This window comes from Paenibacillus ferrarius, assembly GCF_002027705.1.
Lineage (GTDB): Bacteria > Bacillota > Bacilli > Paenibacillales > NBRC-103111 > Paenibacillus_E > Paenibacillus_E ferrarius.
This window is the reverse complement of sequence record NZ_MBTG01000011.1, coordinates 147,719-169,436: the sequence shown is the minus strand read 5'-3', so window position 1 is coordinate 169,436 and position 21,718 is coordinate 147,719. Positions and strand designations below refer to the sequence as shown.

The 21,718-nt window shown below is 47.0% G+C and carries 13 protein-coding genes; 4 read left to right on the top strand and 9 right to left on the bottom strand.

Annotated features, from left to right (window positions below; genetic code table 11):
* Position 1: 1 nt before the first annotated feature.
* Positions 2-706 (bottom strand): response regulator transcription factor, encoded by a 705-nt coding sequence (locus BC351_RS13125; protein WP_079412637.1) that lies wholly within the window; start codon positions 704-706, stop codon positions 2-4.
* Positions 707-882: 176 nt separating this feature from the next.
* Positions 883-1,524: a sporulation membrane protein YtaF gene (gene ytaF / locus BC351_RS13120; protein ID WP_079412635.1), complete on the bottom strand. Its 642-nt coding sequence runs from the start codon at positions 1,522-1,524 to the stop codon at positions 883-885.
* A 121-nt stretch (positions 1,525-1,645) separates the two neighbouring features.
* Here ytaF and BC351_RS13115 point away from each other — a divergent pair, with 121 nt between their 5' ends.
* Together BC351_RS13115 and BC351_RS13110 are read left to right on the top strand one after the other, a co-directional pair.
* A complete protein-coding gene (locus BC351_RS13115) occupies positions 1,646-2,296 on the top strand; it encodes a DUF1232 domain-containing protein (protein WP_079412633.1) in 651 nt (216 codons plus the stop codon).
* Between the two features lie 109 nt (positions 2,297-2,405).
* Positions 2,406-3,737 carry a phosphodiester glycosidase family protein gene (locus BC351_RS13110; protein ID WP_244208982.1) on the top strand — a complete coding sequence of 444 codons (1,332 nt, stop codon included), beginning with the start codon at positions 2,406-2,408 and terminating at the stop codon, positions 3,735-3,737.
* 538 nt (positions 3,738-4,275) lie between these two features.
* On the opposite strand, the gene BC351_RS13100 is transcribed toward BC351_RS13110, so the two are convergent.
* Positions 4,276-5,433, bottom strand: coding sequence for an RCC1 domain-containing protein (locus BC351_RS13100; protein WP_158082074.1), 1,158 nt, complete (start codon positions 5,431-5,433; stop codon positions 4,276-4,278).
* Positions 5,434-5,764: 331 nt separating this feature from the next.
* On the opposite strand from BC351_RS13100, the gene BC351_RS13095 reads away from it, so the two are divergent.
* Positions 5,765-6,808 carry a Vps62-related protein gene (locus tag BC351_RS13095; protein ID WP_158082073.1) on the top strand — a complete coding sequence of 348 codons (1,044 nt, stop codon included), beginning with the start codon at positions 5,765-5,767 and terminating at the stop codon, positions 6,806-6,808.
* 108 nt (positions 6,809-6,916) lie between these two features.
* Here BC351_RS13095 and BC351_RS13090 read toward each other — a convergent pair whose 3' ends face one another.
* The gene (locus tag BC351_RS13090; RefSeq protein WP_079412625.1) at positions 6,917-7,768 is read right to left on the bottom strand and encodes an S-layer homology domain-containing protein; all 852 of its coding nucleotides are present in this window, start codon (positions 7,766-7,768) and stop codon (positions 6,917-6,919) included.
* 55 nt (positions 7,769-7,823) lie between these two features.
* Between BC351_RS13090 and BC351_RS42220 the strand changes: the two genes are divergently transcribed.
* The gene (locus tag BC351_RS42220; protein ID WP_158082072.1) at positions 7,824-7,973 is read left to right on the top strand and encodes a hypothetical protein; all 150 of its coding nucleotides are present in this window, start codon (positions 7,824-7,826) and stop codon (positions 7,971-7,973) included.
* A gap of 161 nt (positions 7,974-8,134) precedes the next feature.
* On the opposite strand, the gene BC351_RS13080 is transcribed toward BC351_RS42220, so the two are convergent.
* The 5 genes from BC351_RS13080 to srtB all read right to left on the bottom strand — a co-directional run bounded on the left by BC351_RS13080 (position 8,135) and on the right by srtB (position 21,544).
* On the bottom strand, positions 8,135-13,255 hold the full coding sequence (locus tag BC351_RS13080) for an S-layer homology domain-containing protein (protein ID WP_158082071.1): 5,121 nt from the start codon (positions 13,253-13,255) through the stop codon (positions 8,135-8,137).
* A gap of 169 nt (positions 13,256-13,424) precedes the next feature.
* A complete protein-coding gene (locus tag BC351_RS13075; RefSeq protein ID WP_079412619.1) occupies positions 13,425-16,478 on the bottom strand; it encodes an ATP-binding protein in 3,054 nt (1,017 codons plus the stop codon).
* The gene (locus BC351_RS13070; protein ID WP_079412617.1) at positions 16,475-17,608 is read right to left on the bottom strand and encodes a response regulator; all 1,134 of its coding nucleotides are present in this window, start codon (positions 17,606-17,608) and stop codon (positions 16,475-16,477) included. Before BC351_RS13070 ends, BC351_RS13075 begins: the two co-directional genes overlap by 4 nt.
* A gap of 139 nt (positions 17,609-17,747) precedes the next feature.
* Positions 17,748-19,739 carry a serine hydrolase domain-containing protein gene (locus BC351_RS13065; RefSeq protein WP_079412615.1) on the bottom strand — a complete coding sequence of 664 codons (1,992 nt, stop codon included), beginning with the start codon at positions 19,737-19,739 and terminating at the stop codon, positions 17,748-17,750.
* 1,022 nt (positions 19,740-20,761) lie between these two features.
* The gene (gene srtB / locus BC351_RS13060; protein WP_079412613.1) at positions 20,762-21,544 is read right to left on the bottom strand and encodes a class B sortase; all 783 of its coding nucleotides are present in this window, start codon (positions 21,542-21,544) and stop codon (positions 20,762-20,764) included.
* Positions 21,545-21,718 lie beyond the last annotated feature (174 nt).

Here is a 21,718-nt window from a genome sequence, read left to right as displayed (position 1 = left end):
GTCAAGCCTCCTTGCTCCAGCGGTACCCAAGTCCCCAAACGGTTTCGATCAACTGCGGCTTGGAGCAATCATCTTCAATCTTTTCCCTTAGTTTCCGAACATGGACATCCACGGTTTTGGTGTCACCAACGAAATCTTCTCCCCAAATAAGGTTCAAAAGTTCATTTCTAGATAAAGCTTTATTCGGGTTTTCCAAAAATGTCTTCACCATTTGATATTCCTTCGGTGTCACTTCAATGATACAGTCATGTTTAAACAACTTATTTGCATCCAGATCAAGGCGGATAGAACCAGACTGAAGTGTTTTTCTTTGAGGTTCCGCCAACTTCTGGGTACGACGCAAAACCGTTTTGATTCTTGCAACCAGCTCTAGCGGATTAAAAGGCTTCACAATGTAATCGTCAGCACCAAGCTCAAGCCCTCTGATCTTGTCCAAATCTTGTGCACGCGCTGTCAGGAACACAATGACGATATCAGGGTCAACTTCCCTTAGCTTCCTGCAAAATTCGAATCCATCCATATCGGGCAGCATGATGTCCAGTACAACAACATCCGGCCGACTTATGGTGAGACTTTTCAAAGCCATTTCCCCTACAGCAGCCTCGGTGACTTTAAATCCAGCTCTGTCTAAATTAATGGCTACAAACCGTCTAATATTGTCATCGTCCTCAACAATGAGTACTTCGTTTCGATATAAATTGTCCATAAGTACCTCCCTCAAACCCAAAAATTCAATTTTATGACAAAAAAGCTCTCTATACACAACGAGAGCTTTGGGAAGTCAGATATCCAACTCTGTCTATTTATCATATCACATCCTCATTAATGTCATAAAATACTACCTCATGCGTAAAATATAGGATACGAGAATGACGATAGGCTTCAACCAAACAAAGAATTGCCGGCAATTAACAAAAGCATAATTCCACTCAAAATTGTCCCGAATTGGCCAACTGTGAACGAGCCAATACGAATCCCCGCTACTTTTCGACCGAGAACGACACCGAACCATACCGTAATGAAACTACCGAGAGCGGCGGTTATGGATATAGCAAGAGGCGATAATCCAAGCAAACCTGCACCTAAGCCATTCGTAATTGCATTAACGGATAACGCAACCCCCAGAATGATGGCCTCACCCAAACCAATATCTCCCGATTTATCAACATCTGCCATATCAGGATTTTTCAGAATTGACTTCATAGATGCCGGATCTGTTTCAATATGTTCAACCTCTCTGGATACATGTTGTTTTTTTCGCGGAAGTGCTAATAAAATAATGCGGATCCCCACAATGAACAATAGAAATGCACCTACCAAGACAGGATAAATGCCTGGCAGAACCTTCGAAAGCCATTGTCCAGAAAGAATTCCAGCCATGCTAAAAAGAAAACAAATAATGGCGATTACGACATTTGAAGAAAAACCAATACGCGTACCGCGAATACCATAAGAAATTCCAACACCTAAATTATCCAAACTTGATGACACCGCAAATCCTAGGATCAAAAGCCATGCTGTCATTGTGTTTCACTCCTCCAACTGTTTACAGTCAGAGTATTGATGATGTTGCAATAAAGTGCTTTTCCACCTAAAAAATGTTGAGATTAATTCAACACTAAGCCATAAGGGGTGAAACCATAGGATGTCCGAAAAAAACAGGGAAGAAACGCTGGGACTTACGTTAACAGCTTTATTAAAGGCACGTTCCTTTTCCATGCGGAAACTAAGTTCACTCACGGGGATTGATACAGCTACCATTTCTCGAATCATCAGTGGTAAACAAAAGGCTAAGCTCAACCACTTGGAAACTTTCGCCTTCCATCTCGGGGTTCCAACCGCCCAGTTATTTCAAGCCGCAGGATTCGATATCACCATGCCTCAAGCTGAAACGCACTCAGATATCTACACGTCCATAAGTAGTGTGCAAAAAATTCTGCAGTCTTCAAATTTTATTGATCATTTGTTCACAGCCGAACTCGTCCAGAAAGAACTGATCAAGTATGAGCAATATGCCTTAACCGAAGAAGGACGGCAAATCATTATCGACGACTTCCCTTCCAAAGTTGCAAGTGTCAATGGAGCCGGGCCTTTCATTGATGGGCTTAAGCAAATGTATCTTCAATTTTGCGAAGATGACAACACCTCAGAAAGACGTGCATTACTTGGAAGCGCACTTCTTTATTTTGTTATGTCCGCTGATCTTATTCCCGATTACGTTTTTCCTCTAGGCTATTTGGATGATGCCATTGCCGTGCAATTGGTACTCGATCGTTTAAATCAATCTGACAATTAAAATCAGGCAATGAATAAACTTTGTTCATTTCCCTTGCGTCAAAATTTTTATGCAATAAAATAAGTATGAGTATGTATGCTTTAATAATTTTAGGGAGACACGAAGAAACATGGAGTTAAAGAACATCGTTTTGCCAAATAATAGGACCAGAGTCCGCTGGGGTTGGCTGAAAAAGACACTAATGGCTATAGGCGCTTCTGTCATTGTATGCTCGATGCTCCTTTTCATGACACCGTGGGGAAATGATCTTCGGACGAATCTTGCCGAAATGGTGATCAACACCCAGCACCGTGAATGGGCATGGCTGTTGGTTGGCGCCGAGAAGCGCGATGACATGGTCAATAAGATGCAGAAGCAAATCGATGTTTGGGGAGTCGACAAGCAGCATGATGGCTTAATCAAGCTGGACAAACGCAAACGAACAGCAAGCGAATTAATAAAGGTCGTTGACATCCAAGATGAAATTCACAAGATTCCTACTTGGCGCGGCAAAAAAATGTATGTCTACGATCCAAGAACAATCCGTCTTGTAACAACCAGCCATAAACAAGAGGGCGAGAAAATTACGGACATGGTCAAACGGACAGGTGCGCTGGCAGGTGTGAATGGCGGTGCGTTCGATGATCCGCAAGGTTTAGGCAATGGCTTTGCACCGATTGGTTTTCTAATGTCAGGTGGCAAAGTCATACTTACGGAATATGATGGTAGTGTCAAGCAGCATGTTGTTGGGTTTACCAAGAACGGAATTCTGAAAATTGGCTTGTATTCCATTGATGAGCTGATTAAGGATGGAGTCACAGACGCTGCCTTCTGGAAACCACGCATTATTGAAGACGGCAAGGGACTCATCACCAGCGGAGACGGCGGGGCGGGCCGCGATCCAAGGACAGCCCTTTGCCAGACAGGGAACGGAACGATCATCTTTCTCGTTATTGATGGACGCCAGCCGGGACACAGCATGGGGGCTACACTAAAAGAAGTGCAAGATATCTTTCTATCCGAGGGATGTATGAATGCGGGCTTCCTAGATGGAGGGGCCTCATCCGAATTAGTCGCTGACGGCAAACTGCAGACAAAGCCTGCGAGTCGTTATGGGGAACGCCGCTTACCTGACGGTTTCCTGGTATTAGCAGATCCAAGCAGCTATAAACCAGATAACATGTGGGAAGGTCTAACGAAGATCGATGCTGGAGGTGCCTATGACAATCCAGGATTCCAGCAGGAGCAAGCTAAGCTTCATGGGAAAGTGGAGCATAGTTCTTCACCGCCAAAACCAAATGCAACCCACAAACCACAAGCGGGCAAAGGCACTGATCAGCCCTCAGCAACGACACCAAGAACTTCGTCGCCGAGTCCAACGCCTACAAAAGGGAAATCAACTGCTAAGCCTACCCCAAGCAGCAGCCCGAACGAGGACAGGACAAGCTCTGTCAAAAAATAAGGACTGCAACCCAAACCCTGTAGCCAATTTCCACTGGAATAACTCCAGTGTTATCGGGTTTGGGAGGAGGCAATGCTGCTTTGACTGGAATTTATCCAGTAGGATGCAAAAAAACGCCTTCCTAGAGGTCTCAAACCCAAATTTCACTGGAATAAATCCAGTGTTATCGGGTTTGGGAGAAGGCAATGCTGCTTTGACTGGAGTTTATCCAGTGGGATGCAAAAAATGCTTTACTAGTGGCCACAGGATCTCATTTCAATATCTCTTCAATGCTCAGCAGCTCTTCCTGGCTGAAAGCTAGATTATTCAACGCAGCAGCGTGTCTTCAATTTGGCAACATTTTCATTTCAAGAAAAGACTCTTCCATCCGGATGACGTTCTCAAATTTCAAAGAAACGGTGTCGAATGCAAAAGCGCCATGATCCTCCAGAGGATCGCGGCGCTTTTGCATTTTGCTTTATTCTATGATTTCCATGCCTATTAGCATTCCCTAATGTTTCTCGCTTTTCTGAAAGGCTCGAATTGGTCTATGTTCTCATTAATTCCTGAATTCCACTTGTCGAGGTTTACTGTTTAAATTTTGGAATTGATCCAATCCCCACATCCAAACCGTGCCATCTTTTTTGATAACGGACTCCGTCGACAAAGTATTCCCATATATAGTTATATGAACAGAAGCAGCATCTTCAAACCCATCTAATTTAGATAAGTCCTTCCAGGCGTTTTGAGGGGTAGCTCCAAGAGCTTCCCACTTCTCGACAAAATAGCCCCAGCCCCAAACCGTACCGTCTTTCTTCACAAAAAGCGAATGATCATTGCTGCTGGCAATGTCCACGACATCAGAGAGTCCTTCAATTTGATAAGGTGCAACTGGCGTCAGAGCAGGCCCGAGGTTCTCTTTGGATATAATTGTTCGTCCCCAAGTCCATACCGTACCATCTTTCTTAATAGCATAGTGGTTGCTTTCTAGCTGAACAATGTCTTTTAGATTTTTAAGCTGCACAGGTTTCGTATTTCGGATCGAGTCGTATAGGGACCAGCTCGAACTTGGCCTTGGGCTGTACTCATCAATGTTCCAAACAGTACCATCCTCTTTTAAAAATGTCACGTCATAAGAAAATGACATGTCCTTAATATGATCCAAACCTTCAAGTAAAACAGGCTCTGATTTCAATGAAATAGACGGATCGTTTCTTACCCAGCTAGGTGCGGTTTCAAATATCCATGCCTTGCCTTCTTTATCAAGGGCTAGTCCAATGCTACCAAACACATCAATTTTCACGATATTTTCTAAGTGAGGGATACGCTCTCCCAAAGTTGCAGATAGGGTGTCTTTTAGATCGATTGTCGCAGTTCCGGAGTTGCGTTCCACCGTCCATACGGTACCATCATTTTTCAAAGCAAGCGTGCTACCGCCACCTGTAGCAATACTTTTTACATTTGTAATGCTTGTTGCTCTAACCATCAGATCAGGAAAAAAGCCCTCCTTTACCGAAATAGCATGCTGTGCCAAACACCAAACATCACCTTGATCGTCAATCGCCAAACGGGTATCTGTCAATTGGACGATCTTGGACTGATCTTTTGGTGAAGTATCTGCTGCTATTGCTGTTAGCGGAGCAACACTGGAAAGCGACAGTACAGATAGCAATGCAGCTGATTGAGCCATTCGTTTTGGCCAATAATTAAACTTCAAATTCTCCATCTCTCCTTCAATTGGGCATTTCATCATTTAAACCCACTTTTATCCATAGTTTTAGACGTAAAGGCTCGGAAATAGTTTCGAAAAATCATACATCTTGTAAACAATTTCCATAAGTGAGAAACGCAAAAAGATCGTACAGTTCCATCCTTGAGAAAAGACAACTGATCATCATACATATAATTACAATTTATTTACATGGAAATAACATCCAACAAACAAATAAGGCCTATGATTACGTTAGATGGTGTCTAGACATCTATTACGGCAGCACCTGTCTAATAACGAAACAGGATGCGCCCAAACCAAGGAGGCTACTATTCCAATGAAACCTGTAATGCTTACAAGATGGCGACACAATGTGATGGTCACTGCTGCTTTTGCTTCAATCATGTTCAGTTCGTTGCTTACTTCAAGTGTTACCTTAGCGGCAACAGACGCGGATCAAGACGGAATTGATGATGCTGTGGAGCAAACGCTGCTTGCACAATACGCCCCCAAGCTGTATCTGCATCCTAGTGAAGACAATAAACTTTCCAGCGTAGATTGGTATCTGCAGCGTGTAACGATGCGTTTCCATCATGATGGCGGGTGCAGCGACGATCAAATCCTTGCATTTAATGCTGTCACACAGACGAACTTGTCCCAGCAAGCTCACCAAACCAAGAATTTGATATGTTCGCACTCCGGAAGCAACATCCTCTCCAGCCAAGCCCGCAATACACGGGCTGACGAAGGGTTTTTCCTGCAGCCTCCTAATGATAACGGCTATGACAAAACTGTATATCTGGGATCAGCGAGCAGTGATTGGAAAACTTACGCCCATGTCAAACCAAGCAGCGTACAAGCAGGCGGCTACGACCTGCAATATTGGTTCTTTTACCCTTATAACGATTCCCCGTCCGTTGCAGGTCTGGACTTTAATCATGAAGGCGACTGGGAGCATGTCACAGTAACCGTGAACAGCAGTCAACAGTTTGTTTCCGCCTATTATTCCGCCCATAATGGCGAAGGCAAAGACTACACTTCCGCCCAACTGCAATTCGCAACGAAGGATGGTGCGATTGCCACTGACAGCCAGAAGCTGACCAACGATTACAAACATCCCGTTGTCTACTCCGCAGTCGGAACACATGCCAGCTATCCAACCGCCGGGCAGCAATCCCGGGGCGTACTGCCAAGCGATTATACTGGCGCTGGCGACAGTTTCAATACCTACTACAACGTAGTCAATGTAGGTGAATTGTCCCATCCGTTGAATGGGCAAGCGTTCATTAACTATGCAGGCTTGTGGGGTGAAATTGGCGAAACCGATATCTCCACTGGTCCAGCAGGGCCTGCTTTTCAAAGTGCGTGGAATAGCAAATAGCCTTGTTTCAGTCATACAATGTGATACCTACCCCATCCATAAACAAAAAAACTGCTTCTCAGTAGATCATGATCATCTACTAAAAAGCAGTTTTTTTTCAGCATGCGTTTATTTTTTTAATGCCAATGCTCTTAGAATGACGGCTACAGCTTCCGCGCGGGTCGTGTTCGCCTGCGGCTTCACGGTGTGGTCTTCAGATCCATTAACCAACCCTTTGGCAATGGCCGTCGCAAGAGCTGATCGAGCCCAGTCGGATACGGATGAACTATCCACAAAATCGATGTTCTTGCCAAGCGGTTCCATCTGAGCGGCACGAATGATGATTGCTGCCATTTGCTCCCTTGTTATGAAATCGTCAGGGCCAAAAGACTGTTCCGTGTACCCGTTAACAACACCAAGTACTGCGGCAATTGAAATCGCACCTTTTGCCCAATGAGTTGACGTGTCTTCGAAACTTTTTCCACCCTGAGCTTTAAGATTCAAGGCCTTGACGATAACAGTAACGAATTCAGCTCGCGTGATTTTGTTGTCTGGATTAAAGGAGTTGTCCGAATAGCCGTTGATTGCACCTTGTTTAACTAACTCACGAATGTTAGCTTCGGCCCAATGTCCCTTGATATCGATAAGACTAGTTCCATCCGAATTCACAGCTTTTTTGTCGGAAACAAGAACAGCGAATTTGGTGAAATGCTTGACAGATCCAGAAGCCGTTCCATTGGCTTGGTCTATTTGCAGATCGTCCAATTGCACCCATGAATGGGTTTGTTCATTGAGCCAATATACACCTACCAGCGACTTCGTAAAGTCTACGGCCGTCTTGTCGAAAGGCAATGTGAGAACAACAGACTTGTTAAAATCGCCTTCTTTATCTTTTTTGATTTCGTAGACACCGCTTATTAATTTAAGAGACAAATCAACGGGCAGCATGGAAATATCGCTTACTTGGTGTGAAAGCGCCATTTTTCACGTAGCCAACAGACTTATCTCCTGGTTCGGCATGAGCAAACGCACCGCTTTGTCGAAAGTTAGCGTTACATCCGGCAAGCCTACTTCAATGACGGCGCTCACGTTGGCATCGCTAATGGATACGCTGCTGTTGCTCAGTACTTCCGGCAGTTTGATCGTACCATCCCAGCTATCGGGAGCTGTAATTTGGGTACCATGAGGAATAGAAACATCAACCGAGGAAAAACATGATCGCCGTTATTTAAATGAAGTTGCAACGACTATTTATGAACTGACTCCTGAAGGTTAAAGGAAAATAATATAGGAATGGACAAAAAAGCGGAACGCCCGGCTTGGTCAGCCTGCATTCCGCTTTTTCAATTAAATCAGACCTGATTTTTGCAATAATCTCTGTATGATAGTTGCAACCTCGGCACGGGTCATGTAACCCTTCGGCGCAAGTAAAGCCCCGTTTCTTCCATCTACAATGCCAGCCTTCACATTGTCCGCAGCGCTGCTTTGCGCCCATGAGGACACTACGGCCGCATCTTCAAATGGACGGAGAGCAGAGTCTGCTGATTGTTCTAGGAGCTTGTCTTTCAGACCGGTTATCGCCATCGCTTTGGATAGAATAACCATTGCCTGTTCTCTCGTAATCTTGTCATTCGGTCGGAACGTACCGTCTTCCATACCGCTGATAAGCCGATGTGAATAAGCCGTACTAACCGCGCCGCTGTACCAGTCTTCCGACTTCACATCCGAGAATGGCGTTGCTCCATTCTCCAGCTTGAGGCCTAATCCGCGAACGATGATAGCTGCAAATTCGGCACGTGTGATTTCTTGGTCAGGACTGAACATGCCATTCCCCGTTCCGTTGACGACCATCCGGGATCCCATGTCGTTAACGGCACTTTTCGCCCAATGATTCGCCGCATCGCTGAATTCGAGCGGATGCCAGACGACCGCATACGTGCTGTTGGTCAAGCTGTTGATTTGGGCCTCATACTTTCCGTTGATATTTCGGACCTTAGTCGGTACATGACGTACTGATCCGTCCTGCTCAACTACAACTCCTGTAGTAATCTTGCCTGGATCAACCTCAACCGGAATCGCAATTGTTCTTTCCACATAGGCGTCGAACTTCGTTACTTCGACGTTTCTTTCTCCATAAGCAGCTCTCACCGTAAAGTTCAGCGGCTGGGCAGCAAGCGTGAGTTGACCTTTGGCTGCTGCGCTTTCCACAACCTTCAACGTATCCGTTGTTGGGACGGCGATTTCAATCCGCACTTTAATGTCCTGCAAGTTTATTAATTCACCGACTTGCTGAGATATAGCGCCGATATTGATTTGGCGCGCTGGAAGCGTGTACGTCGCATGATCGGTTTTGAACTCCAGAACTGCTTGCTTGTCCTCCATGTTCTTCACCATTTGACCGTTCAGTTCGCCAATGACGATATCGAATGTTTGGTTGATGGGAATCGTGACCACGGCATGTTGCCCTTCCGCTGCGAGCCGTTCATCCAGTTTTTTCTGATCCACAACTACAGTCATTTCGGTTTGATTGTTTCGTTTGGTAACTGTGGCAGTGCCCGCATTCTCAACTTTACCGTTAACAAGGATATCCACACCTGTGTTTGGAGTGTTCGTAGTATTCGTAGAATCCGTTGTCGTTGGAGTGGAAGGCTGAGATGGCGTATCCGTATCCCTATCGGAACCTCTCGGAATCACTGTATTCGATTCTGCAGAGACTGCGCTTCTCCCCGCGCCATTGATCGCTTTTACCGTAAATGTATAACTCGTTCCATTCGTCAATCCCGTGAGCGTAATCGGACTTGTGTCTCCAATCACAACCACATTTCCCGGTGAAGCAGTCACTTCATATCCAGTTATCGCACTTCCACCGTTATCTGCCGGAGCCGTAAACGTAACGACGGCTTGTCCGTTGCCTGCGACCGCCGTCACATTGGCTGGCGCTCCCGGTATCGTTGCCGGAGTCGCGCTTACTTGATTTGATGCTGCGCTCAAGCCCCCCGAGTTTTCTGCTTTTACCACAAAGTAATAGCGGGTTCCGTTGACTAGATTTTGTATGCTGTAGGTCGAAGAAGTGACTGTCGCAATTTCAACGATGTTAGTTAGATCTGCATCCGTTGCCATATAAATATGGTACTGCGTCGCATCCGATCCTGTGCTCCAGCTCAGATTAATTTGACGGTCGCCGACATCAGCCGCAAGATTTTGCGGATTGGCGGGAGCATTCGGCAAGTTCACCACTTGCGTAACGATAAACGTTACAGGCGTCATGTGATCCGCAGATACAGTGACCGTTGCCGTGTAGGTATTTGCTGGCAAATTGTTTTTGGCATGAATCTCAAAGCTTGTTGAAGCACTGCCAGCTAAGGTAGAATCCAGCTGTGTCATTACAAAATCGTTAGCGTTTGCGCCGCTAAGCGTTACCGACAGATGCGTCAAATTACCTGTGCCGATATTCGTGACGGCAATGCTTCTGGTCTCTTGGTTACCTGAATCATATCCCTGAGTAAGCGCCGTTAACGTTTGATTAGTGATTGCAGCGATCTTATAGGAAGATGCTGCCGTGACGGTTATCGTCGTTGTTCCTTTTTTGCTGTTATCCACTGTCGAGGATGCTGTGACCGTATAATCGCCCAGCGCAGTGTCCTCCGCCACGGTCACGTTCCCCGCGCTGTCTACCGCCACTTTGGCGTCGTTGCTCTTCCATGTTACTGTCGTCACCGCTCCGCCCACTGCATCTACCGAAGCTGTGAGCTGCTTGCTTCCTCCCTGCACCACGCTTGCGGTGCTTGGGCTGACGGTGACACTGTTGATAGCGGGAGCTGCCGTGACGGTTATCGTCGCTGTTCCTTTTTTGCTGTTATCGACTGTCGAGGATGCTGTGACCGTATAATCGCCCAGCGCAGTGTTCGCCGCCACGGTCACGTTCCCCGCGTTGTCTACCGCCACTTTGGCGTCGTTGCTCGTCCACGTGACCGTCGTTACCGCTCCGCCCACTGCATCTACCGAAGCTGTGAGCTGCTTGCTTCCTCCCTGCACCACGCTTGCGGTGCTTGGGCTCACGGTTACGCTGCTGATAACAGGCGCAGCGGTGACCGTGATCGTCGCCGTTCCTTTTTTGCTGTTATCCACCGTCGAAGTGGCTGTGATCGTATAATCGCCCAGCGCAGTGCCCGCCGCCACGGTCACGTTCCCTGCACTGTCCACCGCCACCTTGTCGCTGGAGTCGCTGCTCGCCCATGCGACCGTTGTCGCCGCTCCGCCCACTGCATCTACCGAAGCTGTGAGCTGCTTACTTCCTCCCTGCACCACGCTTGCCGTGGTTGGGCTGACGGTTACACTATTAATAGCAGGCGCTGCCGTGACGGTTATCGTCGCTGTTCCTTTTTTGCTATTATTCACTGTCGAGGTCGCCGTGATCGTATAATCAGCAGGCTCAGCATCCGTCGCTACAGTTACATTCCCTGCGCTATCCACAGCCACCTTGTCGCTGGAGTCGCTGCTCGTCCACGCGACCGTCGTTGCCGCTCCGCCCACTGCATCTACCGAAGCTGTGAGCTGCTTGCTTCCTCCCTGCACCACGCTTGCCGTGGTTGGGCTGACGGTTACGCTGTTGATAGCTGGCGCTGCCGTGACGGTTATCGTCGCTGTTCCTTTTTTGCTATTATTAACTGTCGAGGTCGCCGTGATCGTATAATTTCCAAGCGTGGCGTCCGCTGCGACGTCTACATTCCCTGCGCTATCCACCGCCAGCTTATTGCTGGAGTCGCTGCTTGTCCACATGACCGTCGTCGCCGCTCCGCCTACCGCATCTACCGAAGCTGTAAGCTGCTTGCTTCCTCCTTGCACCACGCTTGCGGTGCTTGGGCTAACGGTTACGCTGTTGACAGCCGGCGGCATAGCCGTGACGGTTATCGTCGCTGTTCCTTTTTTGCTATTATCCACCGTCGAGATCGCTGTGATTGTATAATCTCCTAGCGTGGCATCAGCCGCAACGGTTACGTTCCCCGCGCCGCTGACTGCCACCTTGTTACTAGCGTCGCTACTCGTCCATGTGACCGTCGTCGCCGCTCCTCCCACCGCGTCGACCGCAACCGTCAGCTGCCTGCTTCCGCCTTGCGCGACGCTCGCCGTGCCGGGAGTGACGGTTACGCCGTTAACGGCTGGAGGTACGGGTACCGCATAGTTAGCCGCCCGAAGTTGTTCAATCGTACTGTTTTTCTCCTGCCACGCAACGTATAAAACGTTGTTTAGCGCGGTCACGGCAGGATAATTGGCAACTTTCGAAGAATCCACAATCAAACCGTTGCTGCCGGCTTCGGCGCTCATCCAGGACGTACCGTCATACTTCTTTGCGCGAATTTTAAAAACGGCAGTTGATCCTACCATTCCGGAATTTTCTTGCCACACCGCATATACATCATGATTAAACGTCGTTAATTTCACATAATTGGCTCGGAATGCGGAATTCACGTTGATTCCATACTTCCCTCCGCCGTCAATACTTGACCAAGCGTTGCCGTCGTATTTCTTCACCCGTATTTGGTCATCCGTCGCCGAATCGACCGGTTCATTCCAAGCTAAGTACAAGGCGCCGTCGATCGCGGCTACTGACGGGTAGAGCGCGCTTTTCCCGCTAACCATATTTAACCCGGTCGTTCCTCCGTCTATTATCGTCCAGCTTGTCCCGCTATACTTTTTCGCTCGGAGCTGATAAGTAGTCCCGGATACTTCGGACCAGACCGCGATTAAATCATTCCCCAATACGGCCAAAGCAGGATATGCCGCGAGTCCGGATTGATTTATATTTAATCCGTTCGGGCCTCCGTCGACGCTCGTCCACTCCTCGCCGTTATACTTCTTAACGTAAATTTTACCCGCTTCAGACCACGACGCATACAAAGCATTATTGTATTCAACCAAAGCAGGAAAGATAGCATCCTTCGTCGGATCGACGTTAATTCCGGTCGTGCTTTCCCCTTCGGCGTTTGTCCAGATTCCGCCGTTATATTTCTTGACCCGAATTTGACCATTGGACGATGTAACCGCTTCGACCCATGAGAGATATAAAGAACCGTTAAATACGGCCAGAGTCGGCCTCGTTCCCACTTTAGCCGAGTTCATATTTAATCCGTTCGTACCGTTGCCGTCGACGCTAACCCAATTCGTGCCGTTATATTTCTTGACTCTGATTTGATTGGCGGTTACGCCCGGAACGACTTTTTCTTGCCAGGCGACATAAACTTCGCCCTTCCATACGGCCATGGCAGGGTATTCCGCCCGATTGGCTGAATTTACGTTAAGGCCGTTAGATCCACCGCCGTCGATCATCGACCAGCCGGACGCTGCCCAGGCGTTGCCGCCACCGCTAGAAAGAAGCGATATCCAAAGGATAACGGCGAGCAATAGATAAGCCGTTCTACGAATTCTATCTTTATTCTTTCTCTTTCCTTGGCTTTTCTTCGGGATCAAAACGCATCTTCCTCTCCTGAACATCGTTCTTTCTCAAATATCGCATTTTCTAGCTAAGCATATCCGAGTGCACCTTAAAGAAACCTTAAAAATCGACAATTTTCACCAAAATCAAACAGGCCCCATCTGAAATCGATGAGAACCTGTTAGGTAAATCGGCATAGTGCTGTTAAACCGACGAAGCAGGGATGCATATAGTGACTCTCGTACCACGTCCTGGTACGCTTTCCAGCTCCAGTGAAATGCCATATTCGTATTTCAACCGCTTGTTAATATTCCGTAAGCCGACCCCTTGCGGCTCCTCTGTTCCGGATCGTTCAAGCAGCGTCTTCACTCGTTCAGGTGCGATCCCGACGCCGTCGTCGGCTACGACGAACCGCCATTTTCCATCGGACTCTTCCGCCGTCAACGTTACCGTACCGCCTTCAATGCGATCACCGATGCCGTGACGGATCGCATTTTCTACAAGCGGCTGCAACAGAAGCGGCGGCATGCGCAATCCATAGGCAGCTTCTGCGATATCATATTCGAAGCGAATACGATCTTTGAATCGGGCTCGTTCAATCTCAACATACGTTCGAATGAGGCTGAATTCTTCTGCAAACCCGATGCTTCTCTCCGCGTTGCTGAACCGAAAGCTTCCTCGCAAGTAATCAGCAAGATCGGTGATCATCTTCCGTGATCGCTCCAAATCCTTATAGCTTGATGCCACAATACTGTTCAGCACGTTATACAAAAAGTGAGGTTTGATCTGCGATTGCAAAAATGCCACTTCCATGTGGACCGCCCGACTGAGCGATTCCTTCATCGCGAGCAAGCTGCCGATTCTTGCTCTAAGCTCCTCCAGATCAAACGGTTTCGGCAAGTAATCGTTTGCCCCCGCTTGGAATGCGGCCACCTTATCTTGGGGTTGAATGGCTGCCGTCACCATCAGAACAGGCAGTTCCAGCAGCGAGTATCGTTTGCGAATCTCCTGACACACTTCATAGCCAGACATGCCCGGCATCATCAGATCGAGAATGACGAGATCAATTCTGCCCGATTGATCAATCTGCTCCAGCGCCTCGTACCCATTTTTGACGGCAATCACGCGATAGTCGAGGACTCGAAGCGTGTCCAATAAAACTTTCAAGTTCACGTACTGATCGTCGACAATAAGAACCGTATGCTTGCCGCTCTGATTGGTGTGATAAGGCGTAACGAAGGAATATTCAGTTTCCCTTGGCATGACCTGTGGACTTGAATAGGACAACGGCAATGTTGAATCTCTTCGCTGATCGGCGATCGGAAGAGTGAATGTAAAGGTCGAACCGACTCCAGGTGTGGAAGCAACCCAAAGCGCACCCTTTTGCAGTTCGACCAGTTGCTTCGCGATCGGTAGTCCTAATCCGAAGCCGCGCTGCTGATCTCCCTCGAACGATTTGAATGGTTCAAAAATGAATGGAATGTCTTGGGGGTCGATGCCTTTGCCTGTATCGTGCACCGCAATTTCCAGCCTGCCTTCATGCTCCCTCCCAGTAATGACTATCATTCCGCTCTCCGTATGTTTGATCGCATTGTCCAGCAAATTACCAATAACCTGGCTCAGACGGATTTCATCGGCATAAGCCGATGGCAGCTGTGCAGGCACATGGTTGACCAGTTGAATATGGCTTTCCGTGCACAGATAGGAATAGAAGCGCACTTGCACCTCAGCGACTGAACGAACATCGATCGGCGCTGGAATGATTCTTAGTTCACCCAGCTTCAGCTTGGATAAGTCCAAGATGTCATACACAAGCTGCGAAAGCTTCCTCGTAATGTCGGTAATCAACTGAAGCTTTTCCCGCTGTTCGGCAGTTGGCGGATGCATGGCATCGTCCAGCATGGACCGGGAAATATTCATCACGCCGTGAAGCGGCGTCTTGAATTCATGCGAGGTTCTGGCCAGAAAATCGTCTTTCAACTTGTCTGCTTGAATCAATTGTCCGGACAGCTCCTCAATTTTTTGGAAAGCATTCGAGAACCGGAGCGACATCAAGAGCGCAAGCATCAGCAGAACAAGAAAAGGTTCAACCGGCGCAAGCGAATAGATCGGCACGCCGAAGTAAACGTTCATATTCTGGTTCAGCACCAGCGCGTTCAACGCCATTGCCGCCACTGCCAAATACCCGCTGCCCGCTACATTGTGCAAGGCCGTATATACGAATACATATGTTGCATACAGCAACGCGAAAGTAACGTAAAACGACGTCAATTGACGAAGCGGTCCTGTTGTAAGCTGGGAGGCGAAGCCGATATGCAGCAGGGCAAGTATCACTCCTGTGGCCAGCCCGCCTCGAGTGAGCCATTTAAAGCAGTAGGGCCTGAAAGCGGTATATATATATAGGAAAAATCCAACGCCTACGCCAACTGTCGAAACCATCTGGATTCGGAAATAAAGCCAGAACGGAAACGGACCGACCGCATCAAATAGTACTCTCTCACCACTGACGCTTGTAAATGCAGCAATACATACACAAACGATGCCAAATACCGCAAGAGAATAATCGTTTCTTCGTTGAGAAAACAATCCGATAAAATATAATCCCATGATCAGGAAGGCGGTTAACGCGATCCAATCATGAGCTGTCGCTCGATCGCGAAGCACGGCAATTTGCTCAGCCTTGCCCAAGAGAAGCGATTCGCCAATCCCGCTGCCTACACGAAATTCATAGTTGGCCACCTGAACCAGAATTTCATTCCAGCCCGGCTGCAACGTGAAATAGCTGACATACGGTTTGTTAAGCGCGTAGTAATGCTGCTTATCTGCAGGATTCCCGCTGGATCCGACGATTTGACCATTGACGATGAGTCGATTGGAAATCAGGACAGACGCTGTTTTCAATCCATACACCGCGCTTGCATCACTGATCTGGATCTGTAATCGGTAGGTCGCCATGTCAATCGCATCCATCTGTTTTAACCATGATCCGGGGACCTGAATCATCTCAGGCGTTAATCCCCCTGTTGCAGCAGAAGAGAGCGAAGGCTGGCGAGTAAGCAGTTGATCCGGATACAGCTCCCACTGTCCATCCAACCGAACGACTCCATCCTCCTCGAATTGCCAAGCGGTTAAGTCCATAGCCCCATTCGCCGCTACAGGCATTGGCATTTTATGGAAAGAGAAATAGCTTAACAAAAGCCCATAGGTTGCAATCAACAGAGATAACGTGATAAGCGCTGCCGCAACTTTTTTTCTCATTGGACTTGCTCTTTCGTTTGTTGGAATAGCCGCAATGTCTCTTCCTCAAGCTCTGCTCCCAATTGAACGCGCACCGCTTGTTCCAATTGCAAGCAGACTCGATGCGCCTCATTTCGATTGCTCATCTTCAGATGCAGCTTGATCAACTCGCGTCCGTCGATCTCGGAATCAGGGGCAAGCGATAACAGCTTTTGCATGCTGTCCACCGCAAGTATAGGATTGCTCTGACTTTGGAAATACGCGTACCATTTACGGAGCGCGCGAACATACGAGGCTTTGATCTCCAACTGTCTGGCGGTGGCCCAACTGAAATCGCAAGCTTCCATATATTCGCCAGTGTACTTCTGGTTCATTTTGCCGTAAGTCCTTTCATCCAGTACATCTTCAGCCAAGATTCTGCTCAGCAGCTGCTCAAATTCGGTTACATCGACCGTGGCCCCGTCCAATACAGCGACGAATCCTTGATCCGCTTTGCTTATATAGATCGGAATATGATGTTCCGCCAAGCTTCTCCTTAAATAGGACAGGCACGTATACAAATACGTTTTTGCCTTGTTCAGATCGTACCCCGGCCATAACGCCTCAATAATTGATGCCGTATTCACCGATTTTCCTGCATAATGAATGAGAAATGCGCAAAGCTCCTTTTCCTTCTTCGTTTTCCACGTCAGCACCTTGTTCGCGTCACCTGGCAATCCAATATGGAAGCCTCCCAAACAATAGACGGTTGGGGTCATGCTTTCGTGCTGACGTGCCTGAATGATGGAATCGGATAACGATTTAATACGCGCAACCGTGTTTTGCAATCTATCTCTCGTAAATGGCTTCAGCAGGTAGTCAGTCGATTGAATTTCAAACGCTTCAATCGCGTATTCCGCATATGCTGTTGTGAATATGATCGGCATTTGAGGGATCATGCTTCTGATTTTTCTGGCAGCTTCCGTGCCCTTCATTCCCGGCATATGAATATCCAGGAACACGGCATCTACATGTGATTTGCCCAAAGCTTTAATCGCTTGAATCGGATTGATATACCTTCCAACTACCTGAATGTTTCCAATTTGTCCGAGCAAAATTTCCAACAAATCCAGCGAATCTTCTTCATCATCAACAAGCATTACACGAATCATCGGCTCATGTCTCCTTAAAGCTTATTGCAAGTATCCATTTTCTGCACAGAGAACACAATTACTATAAATCCGATTGCTATAAAAAGAAAGAGCCTCGCGAAAAAAGATTGCGAAGCCCCAAGTATACCGATAATCGTTCTCAACGATGGATGATCGGCAAGGAATAGTAATCAAAAGCTTGATCCAACAACGCACTGGCTTCTTGACGCTTCAGAAGCTGCTTGGAACGGAAGTCTATGGAAGCGTCTGTTTTTATCTTCGTATCCGGATCTATGATACCTTGGGAAACAAGAGCCGTGATGGCTTCAACTGCCCAAGAATCCGTTTCGCCACTCAATTTGACATTAGTTCCAGGCGCAGCATGTTTCAGGTTTTGGATCATGACCGCCGCCATTTGTCTAGTGATAGGCGAATTCGGCTGATAATCAGGCAGTCCTGTCATCATCTGCTTCTTATTCGGCTCAACCGCGTAGGGCATGTTCTGCCACCCTTGAGCACGCAGCAGCACTTCTGAGAATTCTTTCTGTGTCATCGTTCCTTCGGGATCGAAGAGGTTGGCTGATTTTCCGCTCATGACTTTCAAAGCATGAAGATTATTAATATATGACTTATATTTGCTATCCGCAGGTACATCAGAAAATGGTGAACTAATGTTAACTTTTTGCGCATAAGCTACGATGTCTATTGCGGGATGCATGTAATACAAATAGGCAATATGGCCCGCTTCATCTTTATTAAACGTCAATTTAATCCCTGATTCATCTTCAAATAATAAAGGATGGATCATTTTCAGCGTATGCTTGCCAGTAGTTCCTGTCTCCAAAACTAATTTCCCATCCGAATATGAAACTTGAGTCCTTATGGCAGCAAGACGCGTGTTTTGGTATAATCCCACGTAATCTTGGGCTTGCTGCTCATTGATTGTCGCGTAGGTTGGCTTTGGAGTTTCTGCTTTTCTCGGATAATAATGATTCATAAATTCCTCATACACGTCAAGACTCATCATGGAGTCGTTGCTGTAGGACATGTACAATGCTGTATTCTTCTCTGGCAGAATAGCAACCAAAGAAGAATGCCCTGGAACATTCCCTCCTTTGAGAATGACATGCTGATCATTCATCTTTTCTTGGAAATAGCCTTCAAATCCAATCGTTGTGATCGGAATCGTCTTATCAGCAAACAATTGATAGGTTTGCATTTGTTCCATGCCCTTTTGGCTCACGATTTCTTTACCATCATACTTTCCTTTGCTCAAATGCATAATGAGGTACTTCGCCATGTCATCTGCTGTCGAGACCATGCTGCCTTGAGGCCATTCTGTTGGAGCAAACCCATTCAGGGGAAGCAGCTCGCCTTTGGGTCCATAATGAGCAGACATTCTGCCTAATAGTTCAGGGGTAAAACGTACATTCGTCGAAGTCATGCCCAACGGTTTGAAAATATTTTTCTCCATATACTGAGAATATGGCATGCCCATTACGTTCTCTACGGCATATCCCGCTAGCAAAAATCCAAAATTGTCATACGTGTACGCTTCTCCCGGAGGTCTGACAACAGTTGGCATATGCGAAGCGAGGTACTCCTTCATTGAAATATCCTTATTCACATATTCTGTAGACATATCCGTGACGATATCCGGCAAATCAACGCCACTTGAATAAGTAAGCAGATCAAACATCGTCAGCTTTTTGCCCGTTGTATTCGGAACCTTCATTCCTCCCAAGTATTCTTGAATATCGTGTTTTAAATCCATTTTCCCCTTATCGACCAACTGCATGGCAGCCAATGCCGTGAATGACTTTGTCACGGAACCAATTTGGAAAACCGTATCTTTATCTACTGGAATTTTCTTTTCCCTGTCCGCATAACCGTAACCTTTGCTAAGCACCACTTTCCCATCCGTGACGACCACGAAATTAGAACCAACGGTATTAAATTTCTTCATCTTCTCCGCAAAAACGCCATCTGCAAATGTCTCTATTTCCTTGGCATCTCGAGGTCCTTCCAAGCTGACCTTCTCAGTTGCAGCAGGTGTCGGGGATACGCCACTGGGTGCGGTACATGCGGTAACTACCGTAGTAGATAATAGTAGAACGGCCGCAAGACTGGTGGTGCAAATCGTTTTCTTCATGAATGATTTCTCCTTGAATCGTATTTAGCCCACATAACGTCTGGCTAAATCCAAGTATGGCAAGGAACTTGTCATACCAACAAGTTGCATTTCGTCATCATTCGCCTTTCCAAAGTGTCATATGTCATTAACCACAGTTACACCTGTTGAATCGGCGTTTTGCAGTTGTTTCCGTTCCGGAAGTCGCACCTACTTTCACATCGCTCCATGCTGCGTTGTTGAAGGAGCTTCCTGTTGTTAGATTTTCAGATGAGCCTTCGCCTGATAGAATTTTTCGCAACCTTGAACATTGATCGCGATTTCGTTGTTAGCAGAAACATAAACCTTCATATATACAGTTTGTCACATTTTAATACTACCGATTGTCTCGCTGGAAATGTGGAAAGAGCTGTTCACCCAAGTTTGCTTGCTTAATCACCAATGTTCCTGATCTCTTTCTCTTTTCCAAACGTGCTCGACTCCCTAAAATTTCTTCATGCGTTTCATACTTTTAGGCGAGGCAGGAGATCTTTGCGGAGTGTGCAGGAAATATTTCATTATAGCTGTTACAGGTTCTGATCATCTCTTGACGAGTCTTCTACTTTCTCTGACCTCTAGCTCCAGTTGCTTGCTCTAAACCTGCAATTATGCATCTTTTTTACTCTTGGATGAGCCTCAACTGTTAAATTCCTGCGTTTGTGCAGGCTTTCGAGGCTTTTTCTGGATGATCGGCTGAAAAAGATAAAAATGCCTGCACAATCGCAGGCATTTCCACTTTTTAACCGAATTCGCCCGGAAATTCCTGTATTTTCGCAGGTTTTTACGCTCGGGCGAACTGAACTGAATTGAACTGAATTGATCAGATCAGATCTGATCTGATCTGATCTGGAAACCTCTTCATTCCACATGGAATTATAAACCCTATCATCTATCGACGCTTATATCCTAAATTTGGCTTACGGAAAACCTCGTCACCCTTTTCCCTATGACTGGGATTCACAATTCCTTCGTCATAAACACACTATTCGTCTCCCACATGCCATTCAGTCCAATCGCTTCAAACGGGCATGGACGACAAAGCGGCCGTTCACTGGATCCAGAAGATAGTCACAAGTTGACAATGTCAGGATGCGATCTTTGGAAGTCAATGTCATATCGCTGGCAAATAGAGATTTCCCCTGAATACTCTCCGAAAAACGAAGGAATGCCTCATCATCGGCAAAATCCGTCTCGATATAATTAAAATCAGTCGTCGTATAATAAGCCGAAAACACCTCGGCCACATAGGAAGCCGTCAAGGTGTCGAAGCGAAATTGACGATGCGTCAGATAATAGGGCTCATCCACAAAATGCTTTAAATCGCCAAACATCGTGCCATCTTTCATCCGATGGCCATAGAGAATAAGATGCCTCTGCTCCGTATTCGGGTCATTGCGGTAATCCATAAAAATGCTGCCGGCGCTAGAAGATTCGCCCTTCGCATTGCGGGTTAGATACGTCTCGTTATCGTCCCCCTGCATAACGGGATAATCGATATGGCTGTCTTTCAACTTAATCCAGCCTGTGAAATCGGGGTTCAGCTTCAACAATGCTTCGAAACCGACCCGAACTTGCTGGACGGTCTCATGATCTTTGCCGTAGACGCTTTCACTTGCAGACTGGGCACGACCCGCTTCCTGAGATTGAGCCTGCTTATATATATCGCTTATATCTGCTAAAACTTTACGGTTTTCGTAGTATCCCCAACCGATCGCGGTCAATCGAAAAGCAGCATACAGACAAGCAGCTGCAGCTGCAGCTATCCAAGCTTTGCGCAGCACATGCATTCAACAATGACTTCCTTTGCTGTCCGGTTTCATGAGAAAACCTCTATCGAGGCCATTCGAGGATGAGCGACCGCGTCTAGAGGTAGGTTTTATCGCCAAATAGAAAGACGTTTTCGGGAACCGAAAACTTATACTTTCTATTGTGTATACTTTCTATTGTGGTGAGAAAACGAG